We start from the raw sequence: 17,123 nt of genomic DNA, 5'->3' as shown, positions 1-17,123 counted from the left end.
AGCGATGGAAGCGGCACATCGGTCCCCGGTTTTTCGCAGATGGTTCAACCGGCGCGGCTGGATCAAGATCACGATCGCCACGCCCTACGTCTGGCTTTCGCTGTTCTTCCTGTTGCCCTTCGTCATCGTCATCGCGATGAGCTTCGCGACCCGGACGCCGACCGCGCCGCCGTTCTCTTTCGGCGGCGACTATCCGGTGATGAACACCAACCACTACGCGCGGCTGTTCAGCGATGACCTCTACATCCGCGCCTACCTGAACTCGATCGGCAACGCGACGCTCGCCACCCTCATGTGCCTCCTCATCGGCTACCCGATGGCGCTGGGCCTCACGCGCGTCAGCCGGTCGTGGCGCAATGTCCTCCTGATGCTGGTGATCCTGCCCTTCTGGACCTCGTTCCTTCTGCGCGTCTATGCCTGGATGGGGCTGATGGGGACCAACAGCTGGTTCAACAAGCTCCTGACCGGCGCCTATAACTGGGTGATGCCCGCCGACATGGCGCTGCGTTACATCCCGATGATGAACACCGGCTTCGCGGTCGTCCTCGTCACGGTCTATTCCTACCTGCCGTTCATGATCCTGCCGCTCTACGCGAACCTCGAAAAGCTCGACCTTTCGCTGAACGAGGCCGCGATGGACCTTGGTTCGCGCCCCTTTCAGGTGTTTCGCGACGTGACGCTTCCCTTGTCGCTGCCCGGCATCATCGCGGGATCGCTCCTGGTCTTCATCCCGGCCTCGGGCGAGCTGATCATCCCCTCGCTCGTCGGCTCGTCCTCTCAGCCGATGATCGGGCGCGTGATCTCGGACGAGTTCGCCTCGGCGCGGGACTGGCCGATGGCGTCCGCCGTCGCGGTGGCGCTGCTGCTCCTGCTCGTCGGGCCGCTGATGGCCTATACCTATTTCGAGGGCAAGTCGCTGGAAAAGAAGAAGGCGGAGGGAGAGAGCTGATGAACCGCCGTCCGGTCTTCCTGATCACGATGCTCTGCTTCGGCTTCGCGTTCTTCTACATCCCGATCCTGTCGATGATGGTCTATTCGTTCAACGGATCGCGCCTTGCGACCGTCTGGGGCGGGTTCTCGACGAAGTGGTATGTCTCGCTCCTGTCCAACCGGCAGGTGCTGAAGGCCGCGGTCCTGTCGATCGAGATCGCCGTACTCAGCGCCACCTTCGCCACCATCCTCGGCACGATGGCCGGCATCGCCATGGCCCGGTTCAAGCGGTTCCGCGGAAGGACGCTGTTTTCCGGCCTCGTGACCGCGCCCCTCGTGATGCCAGAGGTGATCACCGGCATCGCCTCGCTGATGCTCTTCATCCTGATGGCGGAGTATATCGGCTGGCCCGCGACGCGCGGCTTCACCACGGTGACGCTGGCCCACATCACCTTCTCGATGGTCTTCGTGACGACAATCGTCCATTCCCGGCTCGTTCAGGCCGACGAGGCGATCGAGGAGGCGGCGATGGATCTCGGCAGTCGCCCCTGGCAGGTGATGAAGGACATCACCCTGCCGGTGATCTCGCCCGCGATCATGTCGGGCTGGCTTCTCGCCTTCACGATCTCGCTCGACGACGTGGTCATCACGAACTTCACCACTGGGCCGGGGACGACGACCCTGCCGATCCTGATCTGGTCGAAGGTGAAGCTCGGCGTGACGCCGGACATCAACGCGCTCGCCACGATCACCGTGGTGATCGTCGGGATCGGGGTCTTCATCGCCGGATGGCTTCTCAACCGGGCCGAGAAGGCGCGAGAGCGCGATATCCAACTCGCCTACCAGGCCAACCAATGACGTTGCCGGCCGACGACCTTCAGGCGCTCGCGGAGCTTCATGGCGGGTTCGGGCAACCCGGCTCGGGCCGGGTCCGCTATGCGGCGGCGATGCATTTCTACCGCAAGGGGCTCATGTCCGCGGAAGTGCTGGAGGTTTACCGCATCTGTTCGGCCCGCGATGGCGAGGACCCGGCCGGGCTTCTGAATGCCCGCGCTCTGAGGGCAGACATTCCGCCCCGGCCGCAGCCGGACCGGGAACTGGCGCTGCGCGGGCTTCTGGGCGAAATCGACCGCTATCTTGCGGGGCTTTCCGGGCCGGGAATCTCGGAGACCCGCGCGGGTCTCGCGGCGCATCGCGACGGTCCGGTGCGACCGGGCGCGCAGTCCGACCTCGCGGTCGTGCGCGCGCATCTTCCCGATGCGCTGGCGGCGCTCGCCACGGAGCGGCCCGCCCTCGCGGCCGCGATCGAGGAGGCCATGCCGCACCTCGGCTGGCGCGCCTATGACAGCTATCCGCCGGAGGAGATCGGTGCCGCGTTCCGCGCGGGCCATGCCTATGCCTCGCTGATCGGAGAGGGGGCGATCCCCGCCGAGGACTTCGACCTCGGCCTGTTCCTGATCGCGCCGGGTCTGCTCTATCGCGACCACGCCCACAGCGCGCCCGAACTCTATGCGCCTTTGACGGGGCCGCATGGCTGGCGCTTCGCGCCCGATGCCCCGCTCGTGATCAAGCCAGCGCATGAGCCGGTCTGGAACGCGCCCGACGTGCCGCATCTGACGAAGGTCGGGCCCCGGCCATTCCTCTGCATCTATTGCTGGACGAAGGATGCGAACGAACCGGCGCGCATCATTCCGGCCGGGGATTGGGACGCGCTCGAACAAGGCATGATCGACGCCTGAGGGCACTGCCGCCGGGCAAGCAGGGAGACGGAACGATGGAAGCGGAAGGCGGAGAACTCTACCACAATCGGCTCGTCGCGACGCTCGAAGCCCTCTGGGGCACCGGGTTCCTGTCGCCCGGCGGGCCGGACGAGGTGGGCCGCGTCGTCGCCGGCATCGACATCGGCGGCAAGGCCGTCCTCGATATCGGCTGCGGCGCGGGCGGGATCGACATCGCGCTGGTGCGCACCCACGGCGCGGGCTACGTCTCGGGCATCGACGTCGAGGACACGGTGCTTGCCCGTGCCCGCGAGGTGATCGGCGAGGCGGGTCTCGGCGACCGCATCGGATGCCTGAAGGTCGCGCCGGGTCCGCTGCCGTTCCCGCCGTCGTGCTTCGATATCGTGTTTTCCAAGGATTCCATCGTCCACATCCCCGACAAGCACGCGCTCATGCGCGAGGTGTTCCGCGTGCTCCGGCCCGGCGGTTGGTTCCTCGCCTCGGACTGGCTGATCGGGCATGACGGCGACCCGAGCCCCGAGATGGCCGCCTACATCGCCGCCGAGGGGCTCGATTTCGGCATGGCCTCGCCCGGACGCTACCGGGACGCGATGGCGGCGGCAGGCTTCACGGACATCACGATCACGAGCCGCAACGAGTGGTATCGCGCCGCGGCGAAGTCCGAACTGGAGCGGCTGAAGGGACCGGTGGGCAGGGCGGCGGCCGGGGTCGTCGGGCAGGACTTCGTCGACGAGAACATCGGCATATGGGAGCGGATGATCCCGGTTCTCGACAGCGGCGAACACTGCCCGACCCATCTGAGGGCGCGGAAGCCATGATCACGGCCGGGGGCATGTCGAGCGGGAGACTTGTCCGCAGGTCGCGGCGGCGTTCCCCGCTTCAGCCTGGCATCCGGACTCTGGTCTGAAAGGCGATTCCGATGCGGTCGGCCGACATGATCGTTGTCAATGCCCACATCGTCACGATGGACGGCGCGATCCCCCGCGCGCAGGCTCTCGCGATCCGAGGCGGGCGCGTCGCCGGGCTGGGATCCGACGACGACATCTGCGGCATGGCCGGTCCCGCGACCAAGGTGATCGACGCGGGTGGCAGGCTCGTCCTGCCGGGCTTTCAGGACACCCATATCCATCTTCAGGACGGCGGGCTGGATTTCAGCCAGAATGCCGACCTCACCGCCGCGCGGACGCCGGACGAGCTTGTCGCCACGCTGTCGGCCTTCGCCGCCACGCACGAAAAGCCCTGGGTGAACGGGACGGGATGGCTCGCGGTCATCTTTCACGCCGGGAACCTCGACCGCCATCTCCTCGACCGCGCGGTGCCGGGCCGGCCATGCCTGATCGTCTCTTCCGACGGCCACAGCGCCTGCCTGAACACCCCCGGCTGCGCGGCGCTGGGGCTGACGGCGGAGACGCCCGATCCCATGAACGGCCATTTCGTGCGCGACGCGGGGGGAGAGCCCACTGGGATGCTCTATGAAAAGGCCGTCGACTGGGCCGAAAGCCGGATGCCCTGTCCGTCGGATGCGGATTACGCCGCGGGCGTGCTGTGGGCGCAGGCGCTCGCCCATCGCCACGGCATCACGGGCGTTATCGACGCGCGCGTGGAAGAGCGGCACGTCCGCGTCTACCGGGATCTGGACGATGCGGGTGCGCTGACGCTGCGCGTGGCCTCGACCGCGCTCGTCAACGCCTTTGACACGACGACGGAGGCGCTGGAGCGGTTATCCGACTTCCGCGCCATGGCCCATGGCCCCCGCTTCAAGGTCCATTCAGCCAAGTTCTTCCTCGACGGGGTCATCGAGAACCGCACCGCGGCGATGATCGCCCCCTATGCGGACGAGACCGGCGGCAACGCGCCGCTGATGTTCGATCCAAGCCAGATCGCGGAGATGTTCACCGCGCTCGACGCCGCGCGGTTCCAGATCCATGTCCATGCGATCGGAGACATGGCCGTGCGCGCCGCGCTCGACGGGTGCGAGGCGGCGCGTGGGGCTAACGCGGACTGGCCCTCGCTGCACCAGATCGCCCATATCCAGTTCGTCGACCCCGCCGACATACCGCGTTTCCGCCCCCTCGGCGTCATGGCGAACGTGCAACCGCTCTGGGCTAGGAACGAGCCTGTCGTCACCGATGCCGCCGTGCCGCTGGTCGGCAACGACCGAAGCCGCTGGATCTACGCCTTCCGCTCGCTCCTTGACGCGGGCGCGGGCATGGCGCTGTCGAGCGACTGGGGTGTCTCGACGCTCAACCCGTTCGAGATCATCGAAACCGCCGTGACGCGCCAGCCGCCGGTCGCGGAGGGCCGGGTGCCGCCGTTCCTGCCCGAGGAGCGCATCACGCGCGCAGAGGCGGTCGCGGGCTATACTGTACAGGCTGCAGCGGCGGCCTGGCGAGGCGCAGATACCGGGACGCTCGGCATTGGCAAGCAGGCCGATCTCGTGATGCTCGACCGCGACATCTTCGCCTGCCCGGTGTACGAGATCGGCGCCACGAAGGTGGACATGACGATGGTCGGCGGGGCGGTGGTGTTCGAACGGGCGTGACGCCCCGACCGGCCGGGTTATCAGCTTTCAGAACGGCTGGCGTTCGATCGTGAAGCCCTCGCGTTCCAGAAGTGCCAGCACGCCTTCCTCCCCGGACAGGTGCATCGCGCCGAACGCCGCGAAGGCCGGACCTTCCTCGGCCGCGGCTTCCAGCGCCGGAAGCCAGTCGCGGTTGCGACGGTTGACCAGCGCCTCTTCCATCAGGACGAGATCGGCGTCGACCTCTTCGCGCGTCATCCCCGGCAGGTCGTAAGCCGCGAGGCGGCCGAGTTCCCACGACAGCCGGACATCCTCGGCGAAATAGGCCTCCGTCAGGGTCGCGGCGTAGTCCTCGGCCTGCTCGCCCATGGCGAGCGTCGCGCGGATCATGTCGAGCTGCTTTTCAGGCGGCATGGCATCGAAAAGCCCGAAGATCGTGTCGTAGGGCTCCAGCGCCCACAGCGGAATCCCCTTGGCCTCGGCGCGGTCGATGATGCGCGCATCGAGGCCGCTTGAGCCCGCCCCGATTTCTTCCATGGCGCAGGGCGGGATGCCGAGCATCATCGAGACATACCAGGGCCGCATCTTCGAGGCGAGGACCGGCGGAACGCCGCGCTCGCGCATCGCGTCGGCGAGCATCTGCCAATCCGCCTCGTCAAGGCGCTCGGGCAGCGTCGGGCCGGAGGTGGTGAACAGAAGGTCGGGCCGCCGGGTCATTTCGGACGTCAGATTCTCCATCTCGTCCGGTCCCGCCTCGACCAGAACCACCTTGGCCTCGTCAACCGCATGGCCGATGCGCTCGAGCACCGCGTCGTGGCGTGGATCATCGAGGTGGTAGGTGCCGACGAGGAACAGCCGCGCGTCGCCGCGCTGGGCCAGCCAGGCATTGCCGCGCGCATAGGGCACCGCCGAGATGGCGGCGTCGATCGCGGCGCGGTCATCGGGCGCCATCGTCTGGGCGAGGTCCGTGCCGTTGCAGGCGGCGGTCGCCGCCTTCACGCTAAATGCCAAAAGGATCCAGACCAAGGCGGTGCGAAGCATGGGAACTTCCTCGCTGCATACAAGAATTCACTGTCGGGGCATCCTTGCACGGACGGCTCGGCAGGGCCATGTGGAAGTCGTGGAAATTTTGCGGCACGCGGGAGTTGACTCACGCAGGAGCGACGCCTAACTACGGCATGTTAGCACTCACTCGCATCGAGTGCTAATCATCCTTCAACCTGGAACCCCAAGGGAGAGTGGCCAGATGAATTTCAAACCGCTTCATGACCGTGTGCTGGTCAAGCGTGTGGAAAGCGACGAGAAGACCAAGGGCGGTCTGATCATCCCCGACAGCGCCAAGGAAAAGCCGGCCGAGGGCGAAGTCGTGGCGTGCGGCGAAGGCGCGCGCAAGGATTCCGGCGAGCTGATCGCGCCGTCGGTCAAGGCCGGCGACCGCATCCTCTTCGGCAAGTGGTCGGGCACGGAAGTGACGATCGACGGCAAAGAGCTACTCATCATGAAGGAAAGCGACATTCTCGGCATCATCGCCTGAGACCCTCGCTGACCTCGAATTCCATCCAGACAACCAGGAGAAGCCAACATGGCTGCTAAGGACGTCAAATTCAATTCCGATGCCCGTGACCGGATGCTCAAGGGCGTCAACATCCTCGCCGACGCGGTGAAGGTGACGCTCGGCCCGAAAGGCCGCAACGTCGTGATCGACAAGTCGTTCGGCGCCCCGCGCATCACCAAGGACGGCGTCACCGTCGCCAAGGAGATCGAGCTTTCCGACAAGTTCGAGAACATGGGCGCGCAGATGGTGAAGGAAGTCGCTTCCCGCACCAACGACGAGGCCGGCGACGGCACCACCACCGCGACCGTTCTCGCCCAGGCGATCGTCCGCGAGGGCCTGAAGTCGGTTGCCGCCGGCATGAACCCGATGGACCTCAAGCGCGGCATCGATCTCGCCGTGCACAAGGCCGTCGAGCACATCAAGGGCGCGGCCCGCAAGGTCGCTGACTCGGCCGAAGTCGCTCAGGTCGGCACCATCTCCGCGAACGGCGAGGCCGAGATCGGCCGTCAGATCGCCGACGCGATGCAGAAGGTCGGCAACGAGGGTGTGATCACCGTCGAGGAGAACAAGGGCCTCGAGACCGAGACCGAAGTCGTCGAGGGCATGCAGTTCGACCGCGGCTACCTCTCGCCCTACTTCGTCACCAACCCGGACAAGATGATCGCGGAACTCGAAGACGCGATGATCCTGCTGCACGAGAAGAAACTCTCGTCGCTGCAGCCGATGGTTCCGCTGCTGGAGTCGGTCATTCAGTCGCAAAAGCCGCTCCTCATCATCGCGGAAGACGTCGAGGGCGAGGCGCTGGCCACGCTCGTCGTCAACAAGCTGCGTGGCGGCCTGAAGATCGCCGCCGTCAAGGCGCCGGGCTTCGGTGATCGTCGCAAGGCGATGCTGCAGGACATCGCGATCCTGACCGGTGGTCAGGTCATCTCGGAAGACCTCGGCATGAAGCTCGAGAATGTCGGTGTCGACATGCTCGGCCGCGCCAAGAAGGTCTCGATCACCAAGGACAACACGACGATCGTCGATGGCGCCGGTGAGAAGTCCGAGATCGAGGCGCGCGTCGCCCAGATCCGCACCCAGATCGAGGACACCACCTCGGACTACGACCGCGAGAAGCTGCAGGAGCGTGTTGCGAAACTCGCCGGTGGCGTCGCCGTCATCCGCGTCGGCGGCATGACCGAGGTCGAAGTGAAAGAGCGCAAGGACCGCGTCGATGACGCGCTGAACGCGACCCGTGCGGCGGTTCAGGAAGGCATCGTCGTCGGTGGCGGCGTGGCTCTCGTCCAGGCGGCGAAGGCTCTGGAAGGCATGAAGGGCGAAAACGGCGACCAGGAAGCCGGCATCGCCATCGTGCGCCGCGCGCTCGAAGCGCCGCTGCGCCAGATCGCCGAGAACGCCGGCGTCGATGGCGCGGTCGTGGCCGGCAAGGTCCGTGAATCGAAGGATCTCGCCTTCGGCTTCAACGCCCAGACCGAACAATATGGCGACATGTTCAAGTTCGGCGTCATCGACCCGGCGAAAGTGACCCGGACGGCTCTGGAAGACGCGGCCTCGGTCGCCGGTCTCCTGATCACGACCGAAGCCATGGTCGCCGACAAGCCCGAGCCGAAGGGCGCCGCCGGCGGCGGCATGCCCGACATGGGCGGCATGGGCGGCATGATGTAATCACGCCGTTCCGGCAAGGAACAGGGAAGGGGCCCCGCACAGGGCCCCTTTTCGTTTGGGAATGGCCCGGATCCGGGTCGGATCGTTTCGAGCCTGAAGAGGAGGCTATGGGGCAAGGGCAGCGGTCGGCATCCTGAGATGCGCCAGAACCGGGTGTTCGCTGTCCGGGGTCGTGACGATGAACAGATTGGCGTAGTCGTCCGGGTCGACGTCTATCTCGTTGGAGATGCCAAGCCCGGTCAGAATCGACGGGATCGTCTCTTCGTGAGCCACGACCAGAACGCGGCTCTCCGCATGGTCGAAGGCAAGGAGATCGACCAAACCCGTCACGTCCGCGATTTCGACCTGCGTTCGATCCACACCCAAAGCGTCGGCGACGATGCCGCCGGTCTCCCGCGTTCGAAGGGCGCTGGTGGTGATCACATGGTCGATCCCGGCGCGTTCCAGCATCCCGGCCCAGGCGACCGCGCGTTCACGCCCCTGATCGGTCAGGTTCGGGTCCTCGCCGGTGGCCACCTTCTCCGCGTGGCGGATGATGAACACCGCCTCCTGCGCCCCGGCGGGCATGGCCGTGGGGATCATGGCAAACGTCATCAGCAAAAGGCCGGTCGTCTTCAGCATGTGTCCCCCACACCCCTTCATCCGGCCGACGCCGGCGGCCGGCCGGCCCCTCCCGGCATCCTCCATAGCACAGTTGACCTGTTATCGGTGAAAGACGGCCGCACCGTAAAAAAGGCGCGACGTGTCAGGCGGTGCATTCGGTGTCTGACCGCTCGTCCCGGCGGGATAGTTCCGCGTCATATCCGGCACGACGAAGGCCGTTGGCGGCGCGGGCGTGGCGGTGTAGGCAGGGCCATGCGACTGCTCTTGCTCACCGCGCTCACCATGACGGCTTTCGCCGCGAATTCGGTGCTGAACCGGATGGCGGTCGGGACAGGGCTGATCGGTCCGGTCGATTTCGCGGTGATCCGGCTTCTCGCCGGGGCGGGCATGCTCGGGGCACTGGTCGGGCTGCGGGCGCTTGCCGGGCGTGGCGCGGTCTGGCCCGGCACACGCGGGCGGGTCGCGGGATCCTTGTCGCTGCTCGTCTATCTCTTCGGCTTCTCATTCGCCTATCTCGCGCTCGATGCCGGGTCCGGGGCGCTCATTCTCTTCGGGATGGTGCAGGTCACGATGTTCGCAGGCGCGCTGGCGCTTGGCGAGCGGGTGCCGGCACGGCGCTGGGTCGGGGCGGGGATGGCCTTTCTCGGGCTGGTCTACCTCCTTACGCCGGGATCGGGCGCCGGGGAGGTCCTGCTGCATTCGGCGCTGATGGCGGCGGCGGGGATCGGCTGGGGCTTCTACTCGCTCTCGGCGCGGGGCGCCCGCGACCCGCTCGGCGCCACGGCCTGGAACTTCATCCTCGCGTTGCCGGTGGCAGGGCTCGTCTTCGCCTTCGCCCCGGCGGACGCGGTTCCGGCGACGGCCTCGGGGGTGCTACTCTCGGTGATCTCGGGCGCGGTGACATCGGGGCTGGGCTACGCGCTCTGGTACCGCGTGCTGCCCGAGCTTGGCGCCGCGCGGGGCGCGGTGGCGCAACTCACCGTGCCGGTGATCGCGCTTGCGGGCGGGATGGTGCTTCTCGGTGAGGTCCTCACCTTGCGCTTCGCGCTCTCGGCGATCCTGGTCCTCGGCGGCGTCGCCTTCGCGGTGCGTCCGGCCCGTCAGGCATAGGCGATAGCGAGGATTTCCAGTTCGACACGTCCCGCCGGGCGCTTCCACTCGACGACGTCGCCCACCCGCGCGCCGAGAAGCGCGCGCGCGAGCGGCGATTGCGGCGCGATGCGGCCGAGGCTCGCGTCGGCCTCGTCCTCTCCGGTGATCTCGTAGACAGCGTCGGCCCCGTCCTCGTCGGCCACGGTCACCCGCGCGCCGAAGGCGACCTCGCCGCCGGGCTGGTCCGCCGGGTCGACAAGGATCGCCGAACGGAGCCGCGCCTCGACATAGCGGATGTCGCGCTCGGCGGCCTTTTCCGGCAGCTTGTCGAGCCGCTCGGCACGCGCCTTGAGCCGGGCAAGCTCGGCCTGTAGTGTCGCGAGCCGGTCGCGCAAGGCCTTGAGTCCGCGCGGCGTGACGTAGTTCGGATGCGACGAGACGGGAAGATCGGGGAGGGGCTCGTTGTCGGGCCCATCCTCCTTCACGAAGGCGCGGCTCATTGGACGATGACCTCCAGCGGGTCGTAATGCGCGGGCCCGTCGGCGCCGAAGGCGATGCGCGGCAGGCTGTCGGGCTTCAGCCGGATCGCTTGCAGCTCTTCCTGCGCGAAGAAGCGGCGGGTATGGACGACCTTCGAAGGATCGGCCCAGCCGGGATCGAGCCGGCCGCCGGTGATCGTGCAGCGGAAGAAGAGGTCGACCTGATGGAACCCGGTGCGCGGATCGTGGAATTCGTTGACCAGCGCGAGCGGCCCGACCGTGATGTCGAACCCGCATTCCTCGTGCACCTCGCGGATGAGATTGTCCGGCAGCGAGCGGCCCGGTTCCACCCCGCCACCCGGCGCACACCAGAGGTCCGAGCGGCGTCCGGCATAGGCGTTGACAAGCAGGAGCCTCCCCTCGGCGAGGATGATGGCGCGGGTTGCCAGGCGGGGCAGTCGGGATTTCATCGCGCCAGAGTGACGAAGCGTCGGGGCGAGAGCAAGGGGCTCGCATCGAAGGCGTAAACTTCTTATGTCAAAACCATGATCAAAGCGCTGCTTCTTGCCCTTGCGACCCTTGCCACCGGCCCCGCGCGGGCGGATTGCATCGTGCTTCTGCATGGTCTGGCGCGGACGGACTCTTCGCTGCTTGTGATGAAGGCGGCGCTGGAGCGGGCGGGGCACCGGGTCATCAACGTCGACTATCCGTCAACGACGGTGCCGATCGCGGATCTCGTGGCCGAATATGTCGGTCCTGCCGTTGCGAAATGCGAGGAGGAGCGGGTGTCCTTCGTCACCCATTCGATGGGCGGCATACTGGTCCGGGCCTGGCTGGCCGACAACAGGTCGGAGCGGATGGGTCGGGTGGTGATGCTGGCGCCGCCCAACCACGGCTCGGAGCTTGTGGACGCCTTCGGCGATCTCGGCCCGTTCCGCTGGATCAACGGCCCGGCGGGGCTGGAGCTTGGCACCGGGCCGGCGAGTGTGCCTAACGCGCTGCCGGCGGTGCAGTTCGACCTTGGCATCATTGCAGGGAACCGCTCGCTCAACCCGGTCTATTCGGCGGTGATCTCGGGCGAGGACGACGGCAAGGTCAGCGTCGACAGCACCCGGATCGGCGGCATGGTTGACCATATCGTGCTGCCCGTCACCCATACTTTCATGATGAACAATCCCCTGGTGATCGCCGAGGTGCTGGAGTTCCTCGAAAAAGGCTGGTTCGACCACGATCTCACTTATCTTCAAGCCGCGGAGCGGCTGATCGAGTGAGCCCCGACGGCTTGGTCGACGGGTCCGGCTGCGCTACCCTGTAACAGGCTGCGGCGCCTTTCGGCGCTGCGCGACCTCAGACAGGGGATTGCCATGCATACCGGATTGACGACTGCCGCCATCTGGTGCGGCCTCGCGCTGCCGGCCGCGGCGCAGGACCTCGCCGCGGGGCGCTGGATCGAACTCACCCATCCCTTCAACGAGAACTCGGTCTACTGGCCGACGGCCGAGATGTTCACCAAGACCGAGGTCTTCCACGGCCATACCGAGGGTGGCTGGTTCTATGCGGCCTACAATTTCGCCGCCGCCGAGCATGGCGGCACTCATATGGATTCGCCCATCCACTTCGCCGAAGGGGCGCATACCACTGACCAGGTGCCGCTCGACCGGCTCATCGGGCCGGCCGTGGTGATCGACGTGACGGAGCAGGCGACGGCCGATGTCGACTACCTCGTGAGCGCCGCCGATATCGAGGCGTTCGAGGCCGAGCACGGGCCGATCGGGGCCGGCACGATCGTGCTCCTGAATGCCGGGCGCGCCGGGCTCTACGGTGACCGCAAGGCCTATATGGGGACCGACGAGCGCGGCGAGGAGGCGGTCGCGAAGCTGCATTTCCCCGGTCTCGGGGCCGATGGCGCGGCGCTGCTGGTGGAACGCGGGATCGCCGCCGTCGGGATCGACACGCCCTCTATCGACTACGGCCAGTCGAAGGATTTCGCGGCGCATGTCGAACTCATGACCCACAACATCCCCGTCTTCGAAAACGTCGGCGACATGAGCGATCTTCCCGCGACCGGCGCCATGATCGTGGCGCTGCCGATGATGATCGAGGGCGGCTCGGGCGGCCCCCTCAGGATCGTCGCGCACCTGCCCGGGGAGTGATCCTCAGCGCGGGGTGACGCGGTTCACATGGCCCATCTTGCGGCCAGCCCGCGCCTCGGCCTTGCCGTAGAGATGGATCGCCGCGTGCTTTTCGCGCGCGATCTCGGGGACGCGGGTGATGTCGTCACCGATCAGGTTCTCCATCACCACGTCGGAATGGCGCGACCCGTTGCCGAGCGGCCAGCCCGCGATGGCGCGGATGTGCTGCTCGAACTGGTCGACGGCGCAGCCGTTCTGGGTCCAGTGACCGGAATTGTGCACGCGGGGCGCGATCTCGTTGACGATGAGGCCCTTCTTCGTGACGAAGAGCTCCACGCCCATGACGCCGACATATTTCAGCGCGTTGAGGATCTTGGCGGCCAGAAGCACGGCGTCGGTGCGCTGGGCCTCGGTCAGCCGTGCGGGCACGGTCGTCGTGCTGAGGATGCCGCCCACATGCACGTTCTCGCCCGGATCGAAGGCCGCGACCTCGCCGGTGAGGCTGCGCGCGGCGATGACCGAGACCTCGTGGCTGAACTCGACGAAGCCTTCGAGGATCGCGGGGGCACCCTTCATAGCGGTCAGCGCCGCCTCGGCGTCATCGGGGGACTTCAGCCGCTCCTGGCCCTTGCCGTCATAGCCGAGCCGCCGGGTCTTGAGGATCGCAGGCGTGCCGATTTCCTCGATGGCTTCGGCAAGGTCGGCGGCATCGTCGACGGCGGCATAGGGCGCGGTGTGAATGCCGAGATCGCGCAGGAACGACTTCTCGATCAGCCGGTCCTGGCTGATCGAGAGCGCGCGGCGGTTCGGATGGATCGGGCAATGCGCCTCGAGCGCGTCGAGCGCCGAGGTCGGGATGTTCTCGAACTCGTAGGTGACGATGGCGACCGACCTGGCGAAGGCTTCAAGTGCGGCGAGGTCCTCGTAGGGCGCGGTCGTCACCCTATGGGCGACATCGGCCGCCGGCGGATTGGCCATCGGCTCGTAGATATGGGTTCTGTAGCCGAGCCGCGCGGCGGCGACGGAAAGCATGCGGCCAAGCTGGCCGCCGCCGAGAATGCCGATCACGGAACCGGCGGGCAGGGTGTCAGTCATCTTTGGGCTCGTCGGGGATCGAGGCGGAAAGGGCGTCGCGCCAGGCGTCGAGCCGGGCGGCGAGGGCGGGGTCGGAAAGGGCGAGGATGCCGGCGGCCATCAGCCCGGCATTGGCGGCACCGGCCGCACCAATCGCCATCGTGGCGACCGGGTAGCCCTTCGGCATCTGGACGATGGAATAGAGGCTGTCGACGCCCGAAAGCGCCTTGGTCTGGACCGGAACGCCGATCACCGGCACGCGGGTCTTCGAGGCCATCATGCCGGGCAGATGCGCGGCTCCGCCGGCGCCGGCGATGATCACCTGCAGGCCCCGCTCAACGGCCGCCTTGCCATAGGCCCAGAGCCGGTCGGGGGTGCGGTGGGCGGAGACGATCTTCGCCTCGTAGGCGATGCCCAGCTCGTCGAGAACCGATGCCGCCTCCTTCATCGTGGGCCAGTCGGACTGCGACCCCATGATGATGCCGACCTTCACGCTCATGGTGCCGTCCTTCGCCCCGGATTGGAGCGCGCACTATAGCGACGGGCCGGGGCGGGGCAAGAGCCCGAACCGGCGGATCGGGGGCGGATTGCGCCCGGTGGCGGCGGTTGACGGCACCGGAAGCCGCGATAGGGTGCCGCCATGATGCTCCTGGTCCTGACGCTCACGACGATCCTCATGCTCCTGGCGGTGCTGCACATCGCCTGGGGAATCGGATTCTGGTTTCCGCTGCGCGATGAAACCGCGCTGGCGCGGGCGGTGATCGGTACGCCGGGCCGGCGGGAGATGCCGGGTGCGGTGGCCTGTTCGCTGGGCGCCTCGGCGCTTTTGGGCGCGGCCTCGTTTCTCTGGTGGGCACCGGGCCTGCCGCGCGATGTCGCGCTCGCGGCCACGGGCACGATCCTCGCCGGACGCGGCATCGCGGCCTGGCTGCCGGCCTGGCGCCGGCACTTTCCCGATGAGCCCTTCGCGACACTCGACCGGCGGCTCTACGGGCCGCTTTGCCTCGCGCTCGGCGCGGGGTTCTGGCGGCTTGCGATCTGATCCGGAGATCAGGCGATGATGTCGGGGGTGAGGATGTCCTCGATCCGCGCGATCTGGTCCTTCAGCATCAGCTTTTGCTTCTTGAGCCGCTTCAGCGTGAGCTGATCGGCGCGACCGGAGGACTCCATCAAATGGATCGCCTCGTCTAGATCGCGATGCTCCTGTCGGAGCACCTCGAGCTTGACGCGCAGAACCTCCGTGTTGTCCATTTCCATGCGGACGTTCATTCCATCCCTGTGTTCTTGAGTCGCGACATCGCGGCCCTTGGAAAGATAGCAATTCCGCGTGATTGCGGGAAGCATTTAGCATTGCCATGCCTTGTCGCGGCGGCGAGAGATATCCATATTCCAATTGCGGGACTGCCGGAAGCCGGGGTTTCGCGATGTGTCGCTTGAATCCGAGGACATGCCGAGATGACAAAACTGACCTTTGCCGCCCACCCTTTCCTTCTGGGGTTCGACCAGTTGGAGCGGCTTGTGGAGCGCACCGCCAAATCCGGCAATGACGGCTATCCGCCGTTCAATATCGAGCAATCCTCCGAGCACGAGTTCCGCATCACGCTGGCCGTGGCCGGTTTCCGCGAGGACGACATCGGCATCACGGTCGAGGACCGGCAGTTGATGATTCGCGGCCGCCAGGCCGAGGAGGCCGACGAGGGCCGCGTGTTCCTGCATCGCGGCATCGCCGCGCGGGCCTTCCAGCGCAGCTTCGTCCTGGCCGAGGGCGTCGATGTCGCCGGCGCGACGATGGAGAGCGGACTTCTCCATGTCGATCTGCGTCGCTCGGTCCCGGAGAAGGTGGTGCAGACGATCCGCATCACCAAAGGGTAAGGAGGTAAGGTTACATGCACACCAAGTACGATTTCGGACCCGAGGCGGGCGAGCGTATCGTCTATGTCCGCGCGGTGGAGGTTTCAGACCTGCCTGAAGAGATCCAGGCACAGGCCGACGGTCTCGACACGCTCTACGCGGTCCATGACGCGAGCGGCGAGCGACTGGCGCTGGTCAAGGACCGCGAGATGGCCTTCATCCTCGCGCGGCAGAACGACATGGCTCCGGTCAGCGTTCACTGAGGCTCCGTACCGTCGCAGGCGCCCGCACAGGTGGACGTGACGATCTTTTCTCATAGTCCGAGTAGAGCATTCCGCTGCGGTGCCCGCACGGTCAGCCTATTCGGTTGGCGCGACGCCGGGCGTTGTGGGCCATGAGCTTGCGATAGACGTTCGGACGGAACGCGTAACCGAGTTGCGCCCCGAACGTCGCGGGCAGGTCGTCGAGGATGCCGAGTGGTGCCGTGCAAGGGCCCGGTACGCGGAATGTGCCGAAAAGTTGGTCGAAGACAGAGAAGACCGTTGCATAGTTGGTGTTCAAGGCTTTCGCGTCCGCCGCGTGATGCCAGCGATGCATGGCGGGCGAGACGAAGATCCGGCCGAGGCGACCGTAGGTCCACGGTAGATCGGCGTGGATCAGGAAGCCGTAGTAGTGCCGGACAAGGCTGTTGGCGACGATGGCGAATGGCGGCGCGCCGAGAAGGATGAGAACGGAGGCGTCGATCACGAAAGTGGTGACGCGATTGATCGGGTGGAACCGCTCAAGCGTCAGCCAGGTCATCGCGGTGTCCGAATGGTGCACTGCATGAGAGGGCCAGAGCAGTACGGAATGCTCCAGCCGATGCCGCCAGTAGCCTACGAAATCTCCAATGAAGATGACGATGAAGATCACCAGCGGCGTGGGCAAACGCGCCCAGTCGGCGGGATCGAAAAACACGAGACCGCGCGACTGGATCGTGGTCGCAAGAAACGTCGCGACAAGACCTATCAGAGGAACCACGACCAAGGCGTTGAACGCGAGCAATTCGAGGTTCAGGCGCGTTTCCGGCCAGACGCGGCGGATGTCGTGAAAGACCGCGCGTCCGCGCAGGAGCATCGCAAGCAGGAAGAAGAACAACGCCGGCGCGAGAAGGTCGCGCAGCGCGCCAAAAAGCGCCAGCGCGGATTGTTCGACGATTGCCCACATGCCGCTCGCTCCGATCCCGCCTCGGCGGTCGCCCCTGCCGCCTTGAAACGAAGTTTAGCGACGACGTCGGCACATGGCCAGTATTGTAGCCCGAGGAGCGGGTTGGCGGCTGCCAACAGATGAAACTGGGCCGGACCGCAGGTCCGGCCCAATGCCGTCAGGCCCTGATCAGGCCCATCTGCTCGAGCTTCAGGATGACCTGGTGCGCGCAGTTGTCGACGTCGACGTTCTCGGTCTCGACCTTGAGCTCGGGGTTCTTCGGTTCCTCGTAGG

The 17,123-nt window shown here is 66.5% G+C and carries 21 protein-coding genes; 13 read left to right on the top strand and 8 right to left on the bottom strand.

Annotation, left to right across the window (positions count from 1 at the left end):
- Nucleotides 1–4: 4 nt before the first annotated feature.
- From R5H32_RS08545 to R5H32_RS08525, 5 genes are all read left to right on the top strand, one after another.
- The gene (locus R5H32_RS08545) at nt 5–949 is read left to right on the top strand and encodes an ABC transporter permease (RefSeq protein ID WP_318338272.1); all 945 of its coding nucleotides are present in this window, start codon (nt 5–7) and stop codon (nt 947–949) included.
- Nucleotides 949–1,788, top strand: coding sequence for an ABC transporter permease subunit (locus R5H32_RS08540; protein ID WP_318338271.1), 840 nt, complete (start codon nt 949–951; stop codon nt 1,786–1,788). The genes R5H32_RS08545 and R5H32_RS08540 overlap by 1 nt, the downstream gene beginning before the upstream one ends.
- Nucleotides 1,785–2,669, top strand: coding sequence for a dimethylsulfonioproprionate lyase family protein (locus tag R5H32_RS08535; protein ID WP_318338270.1), 885 nt, complete (start codon nt 1,785–1,787; stop codon nt 2,667–2,669). The genes R5H32_RS08540 and R5H32_RS08535 overlap by 4 nt, the downstream gene beginning before the upstream one ends.
- A gap of 35 nt (nt 2,670–2,704) precedes the next feature.
- Nucleotides 2,705–3,487 (top strand): methyltransferase domain-containing protein, encoded by a 783-nt coding sequence (locus tag R5H32_RS08530; RefSeq protein WP_318338269.1) that lies wholly within the window; start codon nt 2,705–2,707, stop codon nt 3,485–3,487.
- 101 nt (nt 3,488–3,588) lie between these two features.
- Nucleotides 3,589–5,211 carry an amidohydrolase gene (locus R5H32_RS08525; protein ID WP_318338268.1) on the top strand — a complete coding sequence of 541 codons (1,623 nt, stop codon included), beginning with the start codon at nt 3,589–3,591 and terminating at the stop codon, nt 5,209–5,211.
- Nucleotides 5,212–5,238: 27 nt separating this feature from the next.
- Here R5H32_RS08525 and R5H32_RS08520 read toward each other — a convergent pair whose 3' ends face one another.
- Nucleotides 5,239–6,231 (bottom strand): TraB/GumN family protein, encoded by a 993-nt coding sequence (locus R5H32_RS08520; RefSeq protein ID WP_318338267.1) that lies wholly within the window; start codon nt 6,229–6,231, stop codon nt 5,239–5,241.
- Nucleotides 6,232–6,436: 205 nt separating this feature from the next.
- Here R5H32_RS08520 and R5H32_RS08515 point away from each other — a divergent pair, with 205 nt between their 5' ends.
- Together R5H32_RS08515 and groL are read left to right on the top strand one after the other, a co-directional pair.
- Nucleotides 6,437–6,724: a co-chaperone GroES gene (locus tag R5H32_RS08515; RefSeq protein WP_263337459.1), complete on the top strand. Its 288-nt coding sequence runs from the start codon at nt 6,437–6,439 to the stop codon at nt 6,722–6,724.
- 48 nt (nt 6,725–6,772) lie between these two features.
- Nucleotides 6,773–8,413 (top strand): chaperonin GroEL, encoded by a 1,641-nt coding sequence (gene groL / locus R5H32_RS08510; protein WP_318338266.1) that lies wholly within the window; start codon nt 6,773–6,775, stop codon nt 8,411–8,413.
- A 105-nt stretch (nt 8,414–8,518) separates the two neighbouring features.
- Here the strand turns inward: groL and R5H32_RS08505 are convergent, their stop codons facing one another.
- The gene (locus R5H32_RS08505; RefSeq protein ID WP_318338265.1) at nt 8,519–9,034 is read right to left on the bottom strand and encodes a phosphoglycerate mutase family protein; all 516 of its coding nucleotides are present in this window, start codon (nt 9,032–9,034) and stop codon (nt 8,519–8,521) included.
- Nucleotides 9,035–9,268: 234 nt separating this feature from the next.
- Here R5H32_RS08505 and R5H32_RS08500 point away from each other — a divergent pair, with 234 nt between their 5' ends.
- On the top strand, nt 9,269–10,126 hold the full coding sequence (locus tag R5H32_RS08500; RefSeq protein WP_318338264.1) for a DMT family transporter: 858 nt from the start codon (nt 9,269–9,271) through the stop codon (nt 10,124–10,126).
- Here the strand turns inward: R5H32_RS08500 and R5H32_RS08495 are convergent.
- A complete protein-coding gene (locus R5H32_RS08495) occupies nt 10,117–10,608 on the bottom strand; it encodes a GreA/GreB family elongation factor (protein ID WP_318338263.1) in 492 nt (163 codons plus the stop codon). The genes R5H32_RS08500 and R5H32_RS08495 overlap by 10 nt on opposite strands.
- Nucleotides 10,605–11,057: an NUDIX domain-containing protein gene (locus R5H32_RS08490; RefSeq protein WP_318338262.1), complete on the bottom strand. Its 453-nt coding sequence runs from the start codon at nt 11,055–11,057 to the stop codon at nt 10,605–10,607. Before R5H32_RS08490 ends, R5H32_RS08495 begins: the two co-directional genes overlap by 4 nt.
- Nucleotides 11,058–11,132: 75 nt before the next feature.
- On the opposite strand from R5H32_RS08490, the gene R5H32_RS08485 reads away from it, so the two are divergent.
- Both R5H32_RS08485 and R5H32_RS08480 read left to right on the top strand, forming a co-directional pair.
- Nucleotides 11,133–11,858, top strand: a complete 726-nt coding sequence (locus tag R5H32_RS08485; RefSeq protein ID WP_318338261.1) for an alpha/beta fold hydrolase — start codon at nt 11,133–11,135, stop codon at nt 11,856–11,858.
- Nucleotides 11,859–11,963: 105 nt separating this feature from the next.
- Entirely contained in the window at nt 11,964–12,740 is a 777-nt protein-coding gene (locus R5H32_RS08480) for a cyclase family protein (protein ID WP_318338260.1), read from the top strand.
- Between the two features lie 3 nt (nt 12,741–12,743).
- Here R5H32_RS08480 and R5H32_RS08475 read toward each other — a convergent pair whose 3' ends face one another.
- Both R5H32_RS08475 and purE read right to left on the bottom strand, forming a co-directional pair.
- On the bottom strand, nt 12,744–13,814 hold the full coding sequence (locus R5H32_RS08475; protein ID WP_318338259.1) for a 5-(carboxyamino)imidazole ribonucleotide synthase: 1,071 nt from the start codon (nt 13,812–13,814) through the stop codon (nt 12,744–12,746).
- Nucleotides 13,807–14,292: a 5-(carboxyamino)imidazole ribonucleotide mutase gene (gene purE, locus R5H32_RS08470; RefSeq protein WP_318338258.1), complete on the bottom strand. Its 486-nt coding sequence runs from the start codon at nt 14,290–14,292 to the stop codon at nt 13,807–13,809. The genes R5H32_RS08475 and purE overlap by 8 nt, the downstream gene beginning before the upstream one ends.
- Before the next feature lie 141 nt (nt 14,293–14,433).
- Here purE and R5H32_RS08465 point away from each other — a divergent pair, with 141 nt between their 5' ends.
- Nucleotides 14,434–14,835: a DUF3995 domain-containing protein gene (locus R5H32_RS08465; protein ID WP_318338257.1), complete on the top strand. Its 402-nt coding sequence runs from the start codon at nt 14,434–14,436 to the stop codon at nt 14,833–14,835.
- Between the two features lie 8 nt (nt 14,836–14,843).
- On the opposite strand, the gene R5H32_RS08460 is transcribed toward R5H32_RS08465, so the two are convergent.
- Entirely contained in the window at nt 14,844–15,050 is a 207-nt protein-coding gene (locus R5H32_RS08460; RefSeq protein ID WP_412099005.1) for a YdcH family protein, read from the bottom strand.
- 198 nt (nt 15,051–15,248) lie between these two features.
- Between R5H32_RS08460 and R5H32_RS08455 the strand changes: the two genes are divergently transcribed.
- Nucleotides 15,249–15,665 (top strand): Hsp20 family protein, encoded by a 417-nt coding sequence (locus R5H32_RS08455; RefSeq protein WP_318338255.1) that lies wholly within the window; start codon nt 15,249–15,251, stop codon nt 15,663–15,665.
- A 14-nt stretch (nt 15,666–15,679) separates the two neighbouring features.
- Entirely contained in the window at nt 15,680–15,907 is a 228-nt protein-coding gene (locus tag R5H32_RS08450; protein WP_263337434.1) for a DUF1150 domain-containing protein, read from the top strand.
- Between the two features lie 91 nt (nt 15,908–15,998).
- On the opposite strand, the gene R5H32_RS08445 is transcribed toward R5H32_RS08450, so the two are convergent.
- Nucleotides 15,999–16,850 (bottom strand): sterol desaturase family protein, encoded by an 852-nt coding sequence (locus R5H32_RS08445; protein WP_318338254.1) that lies wholly within the window; start codon nt 16,848–16,850, stop codon nt 15,999–16,001.
- Nucleotides 16,851–17,123: the final 273 nt, after the last annotated feature.

Origin of the sequence: Defluviimonas sp. D31 (assembly GCF_033436765.1) — a bacterium.
Lineage (GTDB): Bacteria > Pseudomonadota > Alphaproteobacteria > Rhodobacterales > Rhodobacteraceae > Albidovulum.
The sequence above is the reverse complement of the archived record's forward strand: the minus strand, read 5'-3'. Positions and strand labels throughout refer to the sequence as shown.

Coding starts and splice junctions, on each gene's coding strand:
- R5H32_RS08515 (WP_263337459.1), top strand. CDS start 6,437: ATGAATTTCAAACCGCTTCATGACCGTGTGCTGGTCAAGCGTGTGGAA.
- R5H32_RS08490 (WP_318338262.1), bottom strand. CDS start 11,057: ATGAAATCCCGACTGCCCCGCCTGGCAACCCGCGCCATCATCCTCGCC.
- R5H32_RS08520 (WP_318338267.1), bottom strand. CDS start 6,231: ATGCTTCGCACCGCCTTGGTCTGGATCCTTTTGGCATTTAGCGTGAAG.
- R5H32_RS08465 (WP_318338257.1), top strand. CDS start 14,434: ATGATGCTCCTGGTCCTGACGCTCACGACGATCCTCATGCTCCTGGCG.
- R5H32_RS08485 (WP_318338261.1), top strand. CDS start 11,133: ATGATCAAAGCGCTGCTTCTTGCCCTTGCGACCCTTGCCACCGGCCCC.
- R5H32_RS08460 (WP_412099005.1), bottom strand. CDS start 15,050: ATGGAAATGGACAACACGGAGGTTCTGCGCGTCAAGCTCGAGGTGCTC.
- R5H32_RS08500 (WP_318338264.1), top strand. CDS start 9,269: ATGCGACTGCTCTTGCTCACCGCGCTCACCATGACGGCTTTCGCCGCG.
- groL (WP_318338266.1), top strand. CDS start 6,773: ATGGCTGCTAAGGACGTCAAATTCAATTCCGATGCCCGTGACCGGATG.
- R5H32_RS08475 (WP_318338259.1), bottom strand. CDS start 13,814: ATGACTGACACCCTGCCCGCCGGTTCCGTGATCGGCATTCTCGGCGGC.
- R5H32_RS08505 (WP_318338265.1), bottom strand. CDS start 9,034: ATGCTGAAGACGACCGGCCTTTTGCTGATGACGTTTGCCATGATCCCC.
- R5H32_RS08445 (WP_318338254.1), bottom strand. CDS start 16,850: ATGTGGGCAATCGTCGAACAATCCGCGCTGGCGCTTTTTGGCGCGCTG.
- R5H32_RS08535 (WP_318338270.1), top strand. CDS start 1,785: ATGACGTTGCCGGCCGACGACCTTCAGGCGCTCGCGGAGCTTCATGGC.
- purE (WP_318338258.1), bottom strand. CDS start 14,292: ATGAGCGTGAAGGTCGGCATCATCATGGGGTCGCAGTCCGACTGGCCC.
- R5H32_RS08545 (WP_318338272.1), top strand. CDS start 5: ATGGAAGCGGCACATCGGTCCCCGGTTTTTCGCAGATGGTTCAACCGG.
- R5H32_RS08540 (WP_318338271.1), top strand. CDS start 949: ATGAACCGCCGTCCGGTCTTCCTGATCACGATGCTCTGCTTCGGCTTC.
- R5H32_RS08450 (WP_263337434.1), top strand. CDS start 15,680: ATGCACACCAAGTACGATTTCGGACCCGAGGCGGGCGAGCGTATCGTC.
- R5H32_RS08455 (WP_318338255.1), top strand. CDS start 15,249: ATGACAAAACTGACCTTTGCCGCCCACCCTTTCCTTCTGGGGTTCGAC.
- R5H32_RS08525 (WP_318338268.1), top strand. CDS start 3,589: ATGCGGTCGGCCGACATGATCGTTGTCAATGCCCACATCGTCACGATG.
- R5H32_RS08495 (WP_318338263.1), bottom strand. CDS start 10,608: ATGAGCCGCGCCTTCGTGAAGGAGGATGGGCCCGACAACGAGCCCCTC.
- R5H32_RS08530 (WP_318338269.1), top strand. CDS start 2,705: ATGGAAGCGGAAGGCGGAGAACTCTACCACAATCGGCTCGTCGCGACG.